The sequence below is a fragment of the Acidocella aluminiidurans genome (genome assembly GCF_055383125.1).
Genome location: NZ_AP031589.1, coordinates 3558500 through 3575356, shown reverse-complemented (window position 1 = coordinate 3575356; position 16857 = coordinate 3558500). Strand labels below are relative to the sequence as shown.

At 65.8% G+C, this 16857-nt stretch carries 12 protein-coding genes; 8 read left to right on the top strand and 4 right to left on the bottom strand.

Annotated elements, in window-relative coordinates; all coding sequences use genetic code 11:
• Window positions 1-13 precede the first annotated feature (13 nt).
• Window positions 14-1270, bottom strand: a complete 1257-nt coding sequence (locus ACZ46S_RS17590; protein ID WP_464062788.1) for an AAA family ATPase — start codon at window positions 1268-1270, stop codon at window positions 14-16.
• A 174-nt stretch (window positions 1271-1444) separates the two neighbouring features.
• Between ACZ46S_RS17590 and truB the strand changes: the two genes are divergently transcribed.
• The 3 genes from truB (at window position 1445) to ACZ46S_RS17575 (ending at window position 3305) form a co-directional block, all read left to right on the top strand.
• A complete protein-coding gene (truB, locus tag ACZ46S_RS17585; protein ID WP_464062787.1) occupies window positions 1445-2368 on the top strand; it encodes a tRNA pseudouridine(55) synthase TruB in 924 nt (307 codons plus the stop codon).
• 24 nt (window positions 2369-2392) lie between these two features.
• A complete protein-coding gene (gene rpsO / locus ACZ46S_RS17580) occupies window positions 2393-2662 on the top strand; it encodes a 30S ribosomal protein S15 (RefSeq protein WP_295739189.1) in 270 nt (89 codons plus the stop codon).
• Window positions 2663-2723: 61 nt separating this feature from the next.
• Window positions 2724-3305, top strand: coding sequence for a cation efflux transmembrane domain-containing protein (locus ACZ46S_RS17575; protein WP_464062786.1), 582 nt, complete (start codon window positions 2724-2726; stop codon window positions 3303-3305).
• 14 nt (window positions 3306-3319) lie between these two features.
• Here the strand turns inward: ACZ46S_RS17575 and ACZ46S_RS17570 are convergent, their stop codons facing one another.
• The 3 genes from ACZ46S_RS17570 to ACZ46S_RS17560 are packed head-to-tail and all read right to left on the bottom strand — an operon-like array spanning window position 3320 to window position 6631.
• Complete coding sequence (locus ACZ46S_RS17570) at window positions 3320-4282, bottom strand: hypothetical protein (protein WP_464062785.1); 963 nt, start codon at window positions 4280-4282, stop codon at window positions 3320-3322.
• A 4-nt stretch (window positions 4283-4286) separates the two neighbouring features.
• The gene (locus tag ACZ46S_RS17565) at window positions 4287-5873 is read right to left on the bottom strand and encodes a lysine--tRNA ligase (RefSeq protein ID WP_464062784.1); all 1587 of its coding nucleotides are present in this window, start codon (window positions 5871-5873) and stop codon (window positions 4287-4289) included.
• A 59-nt stretch (window positions 5874-5932) separates the two neighbouring features.
• Window positions 5933-6631: a lysozyme family protein gene (locus ACZ46S_RS17560; RefSeq protein WP_464062783.1), complete on the bottom strand. Its 699-nt coding sequence runs from the start codon at window positions 6629-6631 to the stop codon at window positions 5933-5935.
• A 190-nt stretch (window positions 6632-6821) separates the two neighbouring features.
• Between ACZ46S_RS17560 and ACZ46S_RS17555 the strand changes: the two genes are divergently transcribed.
• The 5 genes from ACZ46S_RS17555 to rfbB all read left to right on the top strand — a co-directional run bounded on the left by ACZ46S_RS17555 (window position 6822) and on the right by rfbB (window position 16840).
• On the top strand, window positions 6822-7694 hold the full coding sequence (locus ACZ46S_RS17555) for a hypothetical protein (protein WP_464062782.1): 873 nt from the start codon (window positions 6822-6824) through the stop codon (window positions 7692-7694).
• Window positions 7695-7915: 221 nt separating this feature from the next.
• On the top strand, window positions 7916-9751 hold the full coding sequence (gene typA / locus ACZ46S_RS17550) for a translational GTPase TypA (protein ID WP_295739176.1): 1836 nt from the start codon (window positions 7916-7918) through the stop codon (window positions 9749-9751).
• 224 nt (window positions 9752-9975) lie between these two features.
• Window positions 9976-11928, top strand: coding sequence for a putative bifunctional diguanylate cyclase/phosphodiesterase (locus tag ACZ46S_RS17545; protein WP_464062781.1), 1953 nt, complete (start codon window positions 9976-9978; stop codon window positions 11926-11928).
• A 71-nt stretch (window positions 11929-11999) separates the two neighbouring features.
• Window positions 12000-15743, top strand: coding sequence for a glycoside hydrolase family 99-like domain-containing protein (locus ACZ46S_RS17540; RefSeq protein WP_464062780.1), 3744 nt, complete (start codon window positions 12000-12002; stop codon window positions 15741-15743).
• A 41-nt stretch (window positions 15744-15784) separates the two neighbouring features.
• Window positions 15785-16840: a dTDP-glucose 4,6-dehydratase gene (gene rfbB / locus ACZ46S_RS17535; protein ID WP_464062779.1), complete on the top strand. Its 1056-nt coding sequence runs from the start codon at window positions 15785-15787 to the stop codon at window positions 16838-16840.
• Window positions 16841-16857 lie beyond the last annotated feature (17 nt).

The following is a 16857-nucleotide window of genomic DNA, read 5'->3' as shown; positions in this document are numbered from 1 at the left end:
GCGGCATGTGCCCTCAGGCCGCCTGTGCCGGAGCCAAAGCGGAGGGCAGGTCGATCTCCAGCGCCTTCGCCAGCGCCGCCACCCCGGCGCGAAACGGCCCGCGCGGCCGCGCCGCCAGCGTGCCGGCGGTGGCCCTGGCCCCCACCTCGCGCGGCAGATCCGGGATCAGCATGGCGAGAGTCTGGCCCAGCCGGTCCTCGATATACCCCACCGGCAACCCGCCGGGCTGGCCGGCCTTGTTGAGCACCAGCAGCGGCCGCGGGGCCTGCGCGGAGCCGCCGGGCAAGCTCATCCAGGCCTGGGCGTTGCGCAGCGAAATCTCCGTCGGGTCCAGCACGATGACACGGCGCTGGGCATTGAACAGCATGGCCCGTGACAAGGGCGAGAGCCGGGCGCCGATATCCGCCACCATATAATTATAGCGCGGGCGAATCGCCTCGATCAGGTGCGCCACCGCCGTCGGCGTGGCCGGCGGCGCCCAATCCAGGGCCTCCTGGCCGGCGATCACGTCCAGCCGGTCTCCGGCGCGGAACACGCAGCGCTCAAGCAGCAGCTGGTCCATCCGTTCCGGTGATTCCAGCACCGCCGCCAGGCCGCGACTGGCCGGAATATCCAGATTCAGCGCCAGCGTGCCGCAATTGACGTCGCCATCCATCAGCACCGTATGCCGACGCAGGATCTCGGACATGTACCAGCCGAGATTGGTCGCCAGCGTGCTGCACCCCACGCCGCCGCGCGCCGCGCACAGCGCGATCATCTCGCCGCCGCGCGGCGGCCTCACCACGCCGTTGCGCTTATCGATCAGCGGCAGGAAATAGCGCGCCGCCGCCTCCTCGTTCAGCGGCTTGGCGAGATATTCGCTCACCCCCATCGTGCGCACGACGGTGCGGTAGAAATTCACATTCTCCACCTCGCCCACCGCCAGCACGATGGTGCCGGGATCCACCACTTCCGCGAGGTTCATCAGGGCGTTCATCGGCTGGTCTTCGCCGGAGAGATCGACCAGCACGATCTCTGGCGTGACGATGCCGGCGAGGATGGTGAGGGATTGGCCGAAATCCGCCAGATGCACCTGATTGCTATTGGGGATGTGCCCGGCAAAGGCGCTGTGCAGCACGGCGGCACTCGGCTCGTCCCGGACAAAGCCGATGAAGGCCTCGCGCTTCACCACCCGCCGCGGGGGCGCCTGGATCAGGCTGTTGCTGTAAAGCCCGGGCTGGCTTTCCAGCAAAGGCGGCAACTGCACACGGGCGGGCGAAACATCCTGCATGGCACATCTCCTCAAGACTCAGCAGTTTTTTGCAGGACTTCGTTGCGAGGAGATTAATATCGGGAATGGGTTACGGCGGATTCATTTTCCCGCCCCGCAGCCCAGCCATGCGGTTGCGGTGAGTCGCGCGGCGCTCTATCAGCGCCGCTTCATTTTGGATTTTCACAGGACACGATGGCGCGCCAGAAAAAAGGCCGGAAACTCGACGGCTGGATCATTCTCGACAAACCGCAAGGCATCACCAGCACCCAGGCGCTGAACAAGGTGAAGCGGGCGATGGACGCGCAGAAAGCCGGGCATGGCGGCACGCTGGACCCGCTGGCCACCGGCATTCTGCCGCTGGCCTTCGGAGCGGCGACCAAGACTGTCCCTTATGTCATGGACAGTACCAAAATTTATCACTTCACGCTGAAATTCGGCGAGGCGCGGGACACTGACGATGCCGAGGGCCAGGTGATCGAGACCTCCGCCCATCGCCCGAGCGATGACGAGATCCGCGCCGCGCTTCCTGGCTTCACGGGCAACATCATGCAGGTGCCGCCGATTTTCTCCGCGATCAAGGTGGAGGGCGAGCGGGCTTATGATCTCTCCCGCGACGGCCGCCCGCCGGAGCTGGCGCCGCGCCCGGCGCAGGTGGACCGCTTCGAGCTGATCGGCCGGCCGGATGCGGACCATGCAGAGTTCGAGGTGCAATCCGGCAAGGGCGTCTATATGCGCTCTCTGGCGCGGGATCTGGCGCGGGCCTGTGGCTCGGTTGGCCATATCGCGGTGCTGCGCCGGCTGCGCGTGGGGCCGTTCCTGGAGCGCATGGCGGTTCCTCTGGACTTTTTTCTCGATCCGGCGCAGAACCCCGCCACTCTTGCTGAAACTTTGCTGCCGCTCGAGACCGCGCTGGACGACATCCCGGCCCTGGCCCTGAACCAAGCAGAGTTTTTCGCCCTCTCCCAGGGCCAGGCGATCAGCCTGGTGGACCTGATGGGGCGCATTCCGGAGGCCGCCAATCCCGATAACGGGCTGGTGCGGGTGACGGCGGCGGGACGCGTGAAGGCGATGGCCCGACTCGGTGACGGGTGGCTGCAGCCAGAGCGCTTGTTCTAACAATCTTTTTAAGAGGATATCACGATGTCGATCACTCCTGAGCGCCGCACCGCGCTGATCGCCGAATACGCCACCGCCGCCAATGACACCGGCTCCCCGGAAGTTCAGGTGGCTCTGCTCTCCGAGCGCATCACCAACCTGACCGAGCATCTGAAGACCCACGCGAAGGATTACCATTCCCGCCGCGGTCTCCTGGTTCTGGTCGGCCAGCGCCGCTCGCTGCTGGATTATCTGAAGCGCAAGAGCGTCAAGCGCTACCAGGATCTGATCGCGCGCCTCAATCTGCGCCGCTGATCGTCTGATCGGCCGATCGCAAAGCCACGGCGCCTTCGGGCGCCGTTTTTGTTTGGGGGAAATGATGAGGCCAAACGACCTTCGCAATGCCGCCCTGGTGGCGCTGCTGCTCAATCTCGGCTTCTTCTTTGTTGAATTCGGCGTGGCCCGGGCGATCGGCTCGGTCGCGCTTTTTGCCGACAGCGTTGATTTCCTTGAGGATTGCGGGGTCAATCTGCTGCTGGTGCTGGCGTTGCGCTGGGGCGGGGCGGCGCGGGCGCGGGCGGGCATGGTGATGGCCGGGCTGATCCTGCTGCCCAGCCTGGCCACGCTGGCGCAGGCCATCGCGAAATTCTGGCACCCCAGCGTGCCCAATCCGGCCTGGCTTTCGCTCACCGGGCTGGCGGCGATGGCGGTGAATGCGACGGCGGCGCTGGTTCTGGCCCGGCACCGCCATAGCGGCGGCAGCATCGCGCGGGCGGCCTTTCTCTCCGCCCGCAATGATGTGCTGGCCAATGCCGCGATCATCCTCGCCGGGGCGGTGAGCGCCTATCTCTGGCACAGTCTCTGGCCAGATCTGATCGCGGGGATCGCGATCGGGGCGATGAATTTGGATGCGGCCGGCGAGGTCTGGGCGGCGGCGCGCGCGGAACGGACCGGCTGACGGGCGCGCGGCTCTCAGGGGCGATGTTTCGCCCGCCGCCCCGCGACATAAACCCACAATTCATGCACGGCATAGCACAGCCCGGCGAGGCTGGCGGGGATCAGGAAATACAGCACCCGGAACAGCAGGATGGCGCCGAGCGCATCCGCCGCCGGCAGAAAGGCCGAGAGCCCCAGCAGCAGCACGGAATCGAACACCCCCACCCCGCCCGGCAGGCCCGAGGCCGAGCCGGCCACGAAGGCGCCGACATAAAGGCTGAGCACGCGCGCGTAAGAGAGACCAGGGGCAGACGGCAGCACCATGTCCAGTATGGCGCAGGCGCAGGCGATATCGACACAAGAGAGGATGATCTGCGCCAGCGCGATGCGCCCGCCCGGCAGCGCGATGCGCTTGCCGAAAATCGTCACCGCCTCGCGCCCGCGTGAGCCGGCGACATAGGCCACCGGCAGCGCCAGCAAGGCCAGCCCGAGCAGGCGCGCCAGCAGCCCGGCCAAATGCCCCGGCAGCGGCACCGCATGCGGGTCCCACAACAGCAGCAGCCCCAGCAGGCTGAACACCCCCAACGAGAAATTGCTGGCCGACACCGCGACGATGCGCGCCAGCGCCGCCGGCGGCATCTCCCAATGGGCATAAAAACGCAGACGGATCGCGGCGGCGGTCAGCGCGGTGGCACCCAGCATATGGCTCAGCGCATAGGCGCAGAAGGAGGCCAGCCCGACATGGCGCAGCGCCAGCCTGCCACACGCCCCGGCGCGGCGGGCGAAGGCAACGCCGGGCAGGTCATAGGCGGCCATGATGCAGAACGAGACGCAGAGCAGCCCCAGCGCCCGGGCGATGTCCGGCCAGGGCGTGGCGGCGAAGGCGGCCAGCACCGCCCCCACCCCCACCTTGCGCAGCACGCCATGCAGCCCGAAGCCGATGGCGCCGAGCAGGACGAGCCCTAGAACCGGCGGCAGAAATCTCAGCAGCCGGCGCAATGGCTCAGGCCGCTTCCGCCTCGCGGGCGAGTGCTGTTTCGATCAGCCGGATGCTCCGTTCGACGCCGTAAAGCGCGATGAACCCGCCAAAGCGCGGCCCTTCCTGGGTGCCGAGCAGCACCTGGTACAGGCAGTCGAACCAGGCCTTCAACGGCTTGAATTCCTGCTCCTTGCCGACGGCATAGACCAGGTTCTGTAGCCGCTCGGCCTCGCTCTCGCCGGGATACGCGGCCTGCCGGCCCTCGGCCAGACGGGTTTTCAGATCCTCCAGCGCCGCGCGCTCGGCCGCGCTGGGGGCGCGGTAGCGGCGCTGCGGGGCGACGAAATCGCGGTTATAGGCGATGGCGTAATGCACCAGCTCGGCCAGGAACGGATAGCTCTCGGCATTCGCCTCCGGCATATAGGCGCGGATGAAGCCCCAGAGCATCTCGGCACTGTCCGCATTGCTCACCGAAGCCAAGTTGAGCAGCATGGTGAAGCTGAACGGCGCCCCGGCATGGTTGGGCAGCGTGCCGCCATGGATGTGCCAGGCCGGGTTGTTATGCTTGTCCTGCGACTCCGGCAAAGCCTGTACGGCGGCGATGTAATCATCGGTCGAGCGCGGGATCACGTCGAAGAACAGCTTCTTGGCGCGCTGCGGGGCGTGATACATGAACTGCGCCAGGCTCTCCTTCGGCGCATAGGTCAGCCATTGCTCGATGGACAGGCCATTGCCCTTGGACTTGGAGATTTTCTGCCCCTTCTCATCCAGGAACAGCTCATAGGTCAGGTTCAGCGGCGGCTCCTTGCCCAAAGCCCGGCAGATGGCGGAGGAGAGCTTGACGCTGTCGATCAGATCCTTGCCGGACATCTCGTAATCGACATCCAGCGCGTACCAGCGCATCGCCCAGTCGGCCTTCCATTGCAGCTTGGCGTTGCCGCCCAGCACGGAGGTCTCGAACTTGATGCCGCTATCCGGGTCGGTCCAGAACACGGTGCCGTGCGCGGCATCCACCTGGTCGATGGGCACCTGCATCACCACGCCGGTACGCGGATGGATCGGCAGGATCGGCGAATAGGTGGCCTGACGCTCCTTGCCCAAAGTGGGCAGGATGATGTCGACGATCTGCTGATGATGGCGCAGCACATGCAACAGCGCGTCGTCGAAACGGCCGGAGGCGTAATAATCGGAGGCGGAGGCGAACTCGAATTCAAACCCGAAAGCGCGCAGGAATTCCTGCAGCATATTGTTGTTATGGGCGCCGAAACTGTCGAACTTGCCGAACGGGTCGGGGATGCGGGTCAGCGGCTTGCCGAGATGCTCGCGCAGCATCTCCTTGTTCGGCACGTTTTCTGGCACCTTGCGCAAGCCATCCATATCGTCCGAGAAGGCGAGCAGGCGCGAGGGCAGCCCGGTGAGGTCGGTAAACGCCTTGCGCACCCAGCTGGTGCGCGCCACCTCGCCGAACGTGCCGATATGCGGCAGGCCGGACGGGCCGTAGCCGGTCTCGAACAGCGCCTCGCTCTTGCCTTTCTGTTTCAGCCGCTGGGCGATGCGTTCGGCTTCACGGAAGGGCCAGCTCGGCTGGGGAGAGGTGGGAGTATCGTTCATGGTACCGCCTGCTCTAGAGCCGCAGCCGCGCATTTTCAATCACCGGCGCCGCGCAAACGTTACGGATCGTCGATCACCCGCGGCAGGCCGGGGCGCCACGTCGCATTATCCGGGCTGTTCATCGAATAGACATGGATGCGTTTGGCCGCCGCGGTCTGGATGATCGCGACTGGGTCCGGCGCGTCGATGGCGGCTTCGTTGATCGCCGCCCCCAGATCCGGCGGCAAATCCCCCACACGTTTCCAGGCCGCCAGCACCAGGCGCTGATAAGGTAGCCCCAGATCCGGCAAGGCCGAGTGATAATCCGCGATGGCGGCGTTCCAGGAGCCGGTGCGCGCCTTCAGCTGGGTGAGGTAGAGCCCGGCATAGGCGGCGTTTTTCGCGGGATCGAAGGCATCATCCAGCGAGGCGAAGGCGTTGGGATGATAGGTCAGGCTGACCTGGAAGCAGCCGACATCGATATCCCGCGCGCCCGAGGCCTGGGCCAGGCGCACAAAGGCCTCGGCATCCTGCTTGCTGGCGAAATAGCGGCCGGTGCCGTCGGCATTCACCGTCCAGGGCCAGGGGGCGGAACGGCCGCTCAACGGGTCGGACCGCCCGCTTTCCACCAGCCCGATGGAGAGCAGCAGATTGGTCGGCAGCGTATCCGCCAGCTCCACCGCCCGCCCGGCGGCTTCGCAGGAAGCGCCATCCGGCACCTCCGCGAAGACGGGGCCGGCGGCCAGAAAAGCGGCACAGATCAGCAGCCAGCGTCTCACATCTCGTCCTTGGCCAACGGGTCGCGGTGGCATCGCCCCTTTGCCGTCTCTAGCTGAAACAACGGCTTATGACGAGGCTTTAATGGCACCTCCAGCCCTTTCGGCTTGGTATCCGCTGCCATGGCCCCAGCTTGTTTGAGGACGGCCCGAAAGGGTCAAACCCATTTTCCTAACGTGAGGAGAGAGCCATATGCGTTCCCTTTGGATGGCATCCGCCGCTTTGTTGATGACCGCCGGCATCGCCTGCGCCCAGACCACGCCGCAAGGCGCGACCAACGCCCCGAACGAGGTGCCGGATGGCGCCGCCGCCGGCAAGACGGCGCCGAATTCGGCCTCCACCACCATGGCGCCGAGCGGCCCCAGCACCGCCGCCCCGGCCCCGCAAGGGGCGACCAACGCGCCGATGGAAACCCCACCCGGCGCCGCGCCGGGCAAGACCGCCCCGGTCCCCATGCCGCAGCACAAGATGAAGCATCACTGGAAACATGATGAAGACGGCAAGATGAAGCCGCTTCATGGCGGCCCCGAAGCCTCGCTGAAATCCGCGAAACAGGCCATCGCGCATCATGATTATGCCCGCGCGCAGACCGATCTCTCCCACGCCGAGACGCTGCTGCTGACCCGCTCGGTCGATCAGGGCAGCGGCATGTCGCCGGATCAGTCCCCGGCGGTGAAATCCATCGAGCAGGCCCGCAAGGCGCTGCGCGCGCATGACACAGAGGGCGCGATGAGCGCCACGGATGCCGCCATGCACGAGGCCCATAAGCATCACGGCCACATGCGGCCCGGCATGGCGCCGGGCCGGGCTTCCAGCAACACGCTGGTGCCCAACCGCGATGAGAGCCAGAATTTCAACTATAACCAGGGCGCGCAGCATGCGGTGCAGACCCCGACCAGCTCGCAGCCGAGCGACGCCAACGCGCCGTCCGTGCCGCAGACCGACGGCGCATCGCATCAGCTGATCAACGGCCAGGCGCCGCAGAACGCGGTGACCGCGCCGACCACGGCCAACCCGCAAATGGCTCCCACCGCGCCGAATCAGAAGCCGCCGGTGACCAACTAAAGAATACCTCCAACCTGGAAAATGGGCGCCCCAGGGCGCCCATTTTTTTGGCTTCCGGCCTGCCGCAAGGCGCCCATGTTGCAGGCGGGACGTTTTAGGCCTCGCTTTTGCGGCGCAATATCGCTATGCGGGGCACAAATCAGCCCGAGCATCCCGGCCAGACCGAGGCGACACCACGCGCCCCGGCCCGGCCGGTTTGCTCATTTCGATAGGTAGTCTCGATGTCCGCGCCGAAAATTCGCAATATTGCCATCATCGCCCACGTTGACCATGGCAAGACCACCCTCACCGACCAGCTGCTGAAGCAGTCCGGCGCCTTCGCCGCCCACCAGGCCGTGGCCGAGCGCGCGCTCGACCGCAACGACCTCGAAAAAGAGCGCGGCATCACGATTCTGGCCAAGGTCGCCTCGGTGGTCTGGAACGATGTGCGCATCAACATCGTCGACACCCCTGGCCACGCCGATTTCGGCGGCGAGGTGGAGCGCATCCTGTCCATGGTGGATGGCGCGGTGATCCTGGTGGACGCCGCCGAAGGCGTGCTGCCGCAGACCAAGTTCGTGCTTGGCAAGGCGCTGAAGCGCGGGCTGAAGCCGATCGTGGTCGTCAACAAGATCGACCGTGGCGATGCCCGCCCGGACGATGTGCATAACGAGATGTTCGACCTCTTCGCCTCGCTGGACGCGAATGAGGAGCAGCTGGACTTCCCGATGCTGTTCGCCTCCGGCCGTCAGGGCTGGGCGGTGAAGGATCTGAACGATCCGCGCGAGAGCCTGACGCCGCTCTTCGACCTGATCCTGAGCCACGTCCCGGCCCCGGCGCTGGACACCGAAGCCCCGTTCGCGATGGTCGCCACCATTCTGGAGTCGGACACGTTCCTCGGGCGCGTGCTGACCGGCCGCGTCGAGCAGGGCAAGGCCACCGTCAACATGCCGGTGAAGGTGCTGGATCTGGACGGCAAGGTGGTCGAGACCGGCCGTCTGACCAAGCTGCTCTCCTTCCGTGGCCTGGAGCGCGTGCCGGTGGACGAGGTGGGTGCTGGCGATATCGTCGCCGTGGCCGGCCTCTCCGACACCACCATTCCTTATACGATCTGCGCCCCCGAGGTTTCGGCCCCGCTGCCCGCCACCCCGATCGACCCGCCGACCCTGTCCATGACCTTCCGCATCAATGACGGCCCGCTGGGCGGCCGTGAGGGCAAGAAGGTGACGTCGCGCCAGATCCGTGACCGGTTGATGGCCGAGACCGAGGGCAATGTCGCCATTCAGGTCGCCATCTCCACCGAGACCGACGCGTTCGAGGTCTCCGGCCGTGGCGAATTGCAGCTCGGCGTGCTGATCGAGACGATGCGCCGCGAGGGCTTCGAGCTGACCATCGGCCGGCCGCGCGTGCTGACCCGCATCAACGAGGAGACCGGCGAGCGCGAGGAGCCCTATGAAGAGGTTCTGATCGACGTTGACGAGCCCTATTCCGGCGCTGTCGTGGAGAAGATGTCCCGCCGCAAGGGTGAGATGACCGATCTGCGCCCCTCCGGTGGCGACAAGCAGCGTTTGACCTTCAAGATCCCGTCACGCGGCCTGATCGGCTATCACGGCGAGTTCCTGACCGACACCCGCGGCACCGGCGTGATGAACCGCCTGTTCGCCGGCTACGGCCCCTGGAAGGGCAAGATCGAAGGCCGCCGCAATGGCGCGCTGATCTCCTCCGAGGATGGCGAGGCCGTGCAGTACTCGCTGTTCTCCTTGCAGGATCGCGGCGTGCTGTTCGTGAACCCGGGCGACAAGGTTTATGTCGGCATGATCCTCGGCGAGCATAGCCGCGAGAATGATCTGGACGTGAACCCGATCAAGGAAAAGAAGCTCACCAACATCCGCGCCGCCGGCAAGGATGAGGCGCTGCTGCTCACCCCGCCGCGCCGCATGTCCCTGGAACAGGCGATCGCCTACATCCAGGACGATGAGCTGGTGGAAGTCACCCCGTCGGCGGTGCGCATCCGCAAGCGCTACCTCAACCCGCATGACCGCAAGAAGGCCGAGCGCCGCAGCGACGACGCGGCATAAGACTCACAACGCAAAAAAAGGCGCCTCCGGGCGCCTTTTTTTTGGGTTCCGGCCATCGCTGACGCGGGCATCGTCGGCGTCGAACCAAGAAAATCTGACGCGGAGTCCAGCGACCTGACAGGCGTTGAAGGCCGTGGCGCTCTTCATTGACACGCCGGCTCATTTTCATTCTAACTAACAAAAATCCTCAAATCGCTTATACTGAAAGATTTTAACCCAGGCTGATGTATAGATCGCCTAACACCCCCGCGACCTACGACGATTCGGTGCTCGATCAATTGATTATGCGCGACCAGCTGGTGTCCATCCGCCGTAACATCATGGAGATCATGCCGATCAATAGCGGCGTCTCCGCCGTCGCGTTATTGATGGCGGTCTATTATGCCCATGGCCGCGCCGGTCTGGTCTGGTTCATCGCCGCGATGGCGATCAACATCATCCGCTTCGTGCAGAGCTGGTTGCCCGACACCGCGCCCTCCCTCCCGGTGCGCCAGAGCAGCTTTCGCTGGCTGAGCCTCACCGCGCTGCTCTCAGGCCTGGTCTGGGCCACCCTGCCGGTGCTCAGCGATTACTGCACCAATCCGCAAACAGTGTTTTACCTCACCATCACTTGCGGCATCACCGCCGGCGCCGTCACCCATGGCGGCCCCTATGCGCGGGTGCCGATCTGCTTCGTCGTACCGCCGCTGCTCTCGATCTTCGCCTGCCTGATCTGGCTGAATAATTTCGGCTCCGCCTGCCTGGCCGCGACGGTGCTGATATATCTGGCGGCGCTGCTCCGCTATGCCCGCCGGGCGCAGGCGGAATTTCAGGAGACCAGCTTCCTGAAAAACCAGGCGGTCCGGCTGGCCAACTCGATGGAGGAGACAAACAGCGCCTCGATGATGGTGGCCGAGCAGATGAGCTACCGCGCCACCCATGACGATCTGACCGGCCTGCTCAACCGGGCGGGTTTCATGCGCCAGGCGGAGGCCGGGCTGCGCGAGGCTGACGGCCCGTGCTGCCTGATGTTCATCGATCTGGACGGGTTCAAGCCGATCAATGAAGCCTTCGGCCACCATGCCGGCGACCGGGTGCTGGTGGAAGCCGCGCGCCGGCTGGCATTGCCGCTGGGGCCGGATTGCATCCTCGGCCGCATGGGCGGCGATGAGTTCGCGCTGTTCTACCCCATCTGCTCGGCCAGCCTGCCCCCCGAGCAGCTCGGCCGGGAATTGATCGAAGCGCTGGCGCCGCCCTTTTTCAGCTTCGATGCGGGCCTGCTCGGCGCCTGCGTGGGGTTTCATGCCGGCCGGGAGGAAAGCGTCACCGCCCTGCTCTCTGGCGCCGACGAGGCGCTGCGCGCCGCCAAGGCCAGGGGGCGCAATCAGCTGCAGGCCTTCGATGAGCGGCTGCGCCTGCGTCTGGCGATGCGCCGCGACATTGAGCGCGATCTGCGCCGGGCCTTGAGCGAGAAGCGGGCCGAAGTCTGGTATCAGCCGGTATTCCGGGCGGATGGCTACACGCTGGTCGGCTTCGAGGGGCTGCTGCGCTGGCAGCATCCCCAGCACGGCTTCATCGCACCGGACGAGCTGATCGCCGTCGCCGCGAAGACCGGGCTGGCCGAGCAGCTGCTGCGCTTCGTGCTCGATGATGTCTGCCAGATGATCGCGGCACTGCGCGCCCGTGGCCTCGCCCATGTGCGGGTGGCGATGAATATCTCCCCGCGCGAGATCACCCGGCTGGCGGTGGACGAGATCCTGCTGGCGGAACTGGCCCGGATGGCTTGCCCGGCCGCCATGCTGGAGGTCGAGATCACCGAGGAAACGCTGCTGGACCTCGCCTCGGTGCAGACCAAGCTGCTGCGGCTGGCGGAGGCGGGGGTGCAGATCAGCATCGATGATTTCGGTGTCGGCTATTCCACCCTGGCGACGCTGCGCCAGCCTTATGTGAACAAGATCAAGATCGACCGCTCCTTCGTGAAGGATATCGCCAGCTCGCGCGACAACCAGGTGCTGGTCACCTCCATCCTGCAGCTCGGCCGCACGCTGGGGCTGCGGGTGGTGGCGGAAGGGGTGGAAACGCCGCAGGATCATGCGCTGCTCAAGCAGATCGGCTGCGATCTGGTGCAGGGCTATCTCTTCCGCACCCCCGCCCCGCCGGCAGAGGTGTTGCGCTGGCTGGCCGGAGATAATGGCTGAGCCCCGCCGGGCCCGGGCATCGACAGGATTTTGCCCCCCGGGCATGATATGCCGCAGACAGAGGGCAGACCGTGGACGCACCTTCGCAGGTTGAAATCGACATCATCCGCCAGAGCGGCCTGTTCCTCTCCGCCTGGTATCTGGCGGCGCATCCCGAGGCGGCGGCGCAGGGCGGCGACGGGTTGGTGCATTTCTGCACGCAGGGCTGGCACGCCGGGGCGCGGCCCAACCCGTATTTCCACCCGCAATGGTATCTGGAGCGCTACCCGGATGTCGCCGCGAATGGCGGCAACCCGCTGCTGCATTACATCTCCGCCGGCGAGGCCGAGGGGCGCGACCCCTGCCCCTATTTCTTCACCGCCTGGTATCGCCGCACCTATGAGCTGACGCTGGAGACCTCCTGCCTCAACCATTTCCTGCGCCGGCGCACGCTGGGCCAGGTCAACCCGCTGCCGGTGTTCGACGGCGCCTGGTATCTCGACCAGAATCGCGATGTGGCGGAAGGCGGGGCGGACCCGTTCGAGCATTTCCTGGCTTTCGGCGTGGCGGAGGAGCGCGACCCCTCGCCGGAGTTCGACATCAAATTCTATCTTGGCCGCTACGGGAAATATCTGCAGGGGCAGAATCCGCTGCTGCATTATCTGGCCAACCAGGAAAGCGGCATCTTCCTGCCCCGGCGCCCGGAGCAGGAAGGGCTGATCCCCGCCGCCATCCGCCGCGCCACCCGCCCTGCCCCGTTTTTCGAGGAATTCAGCCCGGCTCCCGCCCATGCCGCGCGCAAAGCCAGGCTGCTGGCCTTCTATCTGCCGCAGTTCCACCGCGTCGCGGAGAATGACAGTTGGTGGGGCAAGGGCTTTACCGACTGGACCAATCTCGGCCGCGCCATGCCGCGCTTCGTCGGCCATGTGCAGCCGCGCGTGCCGCGCGATCTCGGCCATTATTCGCTGGATGATCCGGCGACGCTGAAGCGCCAGGTGGAGATGGCCAAGGCCGCCGGGCTGTCGGGCTTCGTGTTCTATTATTACTGGTTCAACCGCCACCGGCTGCTGGAAAAGCCGCTGGAGCAGTTCCTCGCCGACCCGTCGCTGGATTTTTCCTTCTGCGCGATGTGGGCGAACGAGAACTGGACCCGCCGCTGGGACGGGATGGAGCGCGAGGTGCTGATCGCGCAGGAATATCTGGAGGAGGATGACGAGGCGCTGGTGGCGAGCTTCGCGCGGCTATTCGCCGATTCGCGCCATATCCGCATCGAGGGCCGGCCGCTTCTGATGATCTACCGCGCCAATCTGATCCCGGACGCGGTGGCGCGCATCCGCCGTTGGCGGCGGATTTTCGAGGCCAATCACGGCGAGCGCCCGCTGCTGATCATGGCGCAGAGCCTGGGCGATGATTACGATCCCACACCTTACGGGCTGGACGGGGCGGTGGAGTTTCCGCCGCACAAGCTCAGCCAGGCCACCGCCCGGATCAATGACAAGCTCGACCTGCTGGACCCGGATTTCATCGCCACCGTGCATGATTACGCGGATCTGGCCCGCACCTCGCTGGCCCTGCCGGTGCCGGATTATCCGCTGATCAAGACCATCGTGCCCGGCTGGGACAATGACCCGCGCCGCGAGGGCAAGGGGCTGGCGCTGCACAACGCCACCCCGGCTCTCTACCAGGACTGGCTGGAGAAGCTGATCTCCTACGCCGCCGATCATTCTTTCTACGGCGAGACGCTGATCTGCGTGAATGCTTGGAATGAATGGGCGGAGGGCGCGTTTCTGGAGCCGGACATCCATGCCGGCGCGGCCTTCCTGAACGCCACAGCACGCGCCATCGTCGAGCGTGAGGCGGGGGACCTTGCCGCCGGCATCCTGCTGGTCGGGCATGATGCCCAGGCGCATGGGGCGCAGCTGCTGCTATTGCACATCGCCGGCCAGTTGAAGCGCCAATGGGGGCTGAAGGTGCATCTGCTGCTGCTGGGCGTCGGCCCGCTGCTGGCACGCTATTACGAGGTGGCGGAGGTGACGGTCGCCTACGACAAGACGATCATCGGCCATCATCTGGACCAGTATCGGCGCATGGGGCTGCGCCATGCCATCGTCAATTCCGCCGCCGCGGCGCGGGTGGTGCCCTGGGCCGCGGCGCGCAATATCGAGAGCGTGCTGCTGATCCATGAGCTGCCGCAGCTGTTGAAGGAATATAATCTGGAAATCCAGGCGCGCCTCGGCGGGGCGGCGGCGGCGCATCTGGTGTTCTCCTCCACCTTCGTCGCGGATAAATTCCGCGCCGCGGTGGGGCTGGACGGCGGCAACGAGGCGGTGCTGGCGCAAGGCAATTACCAGAGCCTGCGCCCCGACCCGCAGGCCCGCGCCGAGATGCGCGCCGCGCTCGGGCTGGGCGCGCGGGACTTCCTGATCCTGGGCGCCGGTTTCGCGCATATCCGCAAGGGCTTCGATCTGTTTCTGCAGCTGGCCCGCAAGCTGGCGGGCAAGCGCGCGGATGTGCGCTTCATCTGGGTCGGCGATATCGAGTTCAAGCTGAAAACCTATCTCGAACCGGAGATGGCGGCCCTTCAGGCGCAAGGGCGCTTCACCCACATCCCCTTCACCGACAAGGTGGCCGGCTATTTCGCCGCCGCCGACGTGCTGGCCCTGACCTCGCGCGAGGACCCGCTGCCGACTGTGGTGATGGAGGCGCTGGCCTGCGGCGTGCCCTGTGTCGCCTTCGATGAAAGTGGCGGCATCCCGGAGCTGTTGCGCGCAGAGGCGGCCGGCTATGTCGCCAGGGCCGGGGATCTGGAGGATTACCAGGCCGGGCTGGAGCGCCTGCTCGACCATAAGGCGCTGACCGCGCTGCGCCCGCGCCTGGCGCGGATGGCGGCGCGCCGGTTCGATTTTCCGTCCTATGTGGACAGGCTGCTCGGCCTGGCTGCCCCGGGGCTCAAGCGCATCAGCGCCGTGGTGCTGAACTATAATTACGCCCGATATTTGCCTGAGCGTCTCGCCAGCATCTTCGAGCAGACCTATCCGGTGCAGGAGATCCTGCTGCTGGACGATGCCTCCCGCGATGACAGCCTGGCGGTGGCGCAGGCAAGCGCCGACGAAGCCGGGCGTGACATCCGGCTGCTGGTGAATGAGCGCAATTCCGGCTCGGTCTTCGCGCAATGGCGCAAGGCGGCGCAGGCGGCGCAGGGCGATTATGTCTGGCTCTGCGAGGCGGATGATGCCGCGCACCCTGGCTTCCTGGCGCAGCTGGCCGAGGCGCTGGGGCGCGATGAGGACACGCTGCTGGCCTTCACCGACAGCCGCGCCGTGGATGAGACCGGACAGGAGACCATGTCCAGCTATCAGGGCTATTATTTCCAGTCCGGCGAGCGCGGGCTGGCGGAAAGCGGCAGCTGGGAAGCCGGCGCGTTTGCGACGAAATTCTTAAGCTTGCGTAACCTCATTCCCAATGTCAGCGCGGTTTTGTGGCGGCGTGAGGCGCTGTTGCGGGCGCTGGACGCGGTGCCGGATCTGGAAGGCTGGACCCTGGCCGGGGATTGGCGGCTCTATCTGGAGCTGCTGGCCGGCCAGGCCGGGCGCGTCGCCTTCATCGCCACGCCCTTGAATACCCACCGCCGGCATCAAGGCGGCGTCACCGCGAGGCTGGATCATGCCGCGCATCTGGGTGAAATCGAGCGGCTGCACGCGCTGGCGGCAGCCCGGCTGCACCTGCCGCCGGAGGCGCTGGCGGCGCAGGCGGCCTATCGCACCCAGCTCGCCGGGCAGTTCGCACGTGCGAAAAAGAAACCGGCGGCGCCTGTTGCCAGACGCCGGAAGGTCTGATTGTACTGCTTGCGGTTCTTCACGAAACGATCGGAGTGCGTATGAAAATCTTGTTGACCGGCGGTTGTGGCTTTATCGGCTCCGCCGTTGTGCGCCGGGCGATCCGCCAGGAAGGGCACGAGATCGTCAATATCGACAAGATGACCTACGCCGCCTCGGAAGATGCGCTGGAGGATGCGGGACGCAATCCGAATCACCTGCTGCTGAAGCAGGATATCTGCGACGCCGCCGGCATCCGCGCCGCCTTCGCGCAGCACCAGCCGGATGCGGTGATGCATCTGGCCGCCGAGAGCCATGTCGACCGTTCGATCGACGGCCCGGCCGCTTTTGTGGAAACCAACGTCACCGGCACCTTCGTGATGCTGGAAGCGGCGCGTGAATATTTCGCCACACTTTCGGGCGAGAAGAAGGAGCGCTTCCGCTTCCATCACATTTCCACGGACGAGGTGTTCGGCGCGCTGGAAGATAACGACCCGCCCTTCAACGAGCACACCCCTTACGACCCGCGCAGCCCCTATTCCTCTTCCAAGGCGGCCTCGGACCATCTCGCCCGCGCCTGGATGCATACTTATGGCCTGCCGGTGATCGTCTCCAACACCACCAATAATTACGGCAAATGGCAGTTCCCGGAGAAGCTGATCCCACTGGTGACGCTGAACGCCATCGAGGAGAAGCCGCTGCCGGTCTATGGCGCGGGGCTGAACACCCGCGACTGGCTGTTCGTGGACGACCATGCCGAGGCGCTGCTGAAAGTGGTGACCACCGGCATTCCGGGCGCGACCTACTGCATCGGGGCGCGCCAGCCGCGCAAGAATATCGACGTGGTGAAAGCGATCTGCGCGGTGCTGGACAAGAAGCTGCCGAGCCCGAATGGGGCACGCGAGCGGCTGATCACCTATGTCACCGACCGCCCCGGCCACGATAATCGCTACGAGATCGACCCGAGCAGCGCCGAGCGGGCCCTGAACTGGACCGCCGCGCATGATTTCGAGCGCGGGCTGGAGGCCACCATCGGCTGGTATCTGGATAACCGCCCCTGGTGGGAAGGCATCCGTGCGAAGAAATATTCCGGCAAGCGCCTCGGCGCCGCCGCCTGATCCTGCCCTTTTCCTCT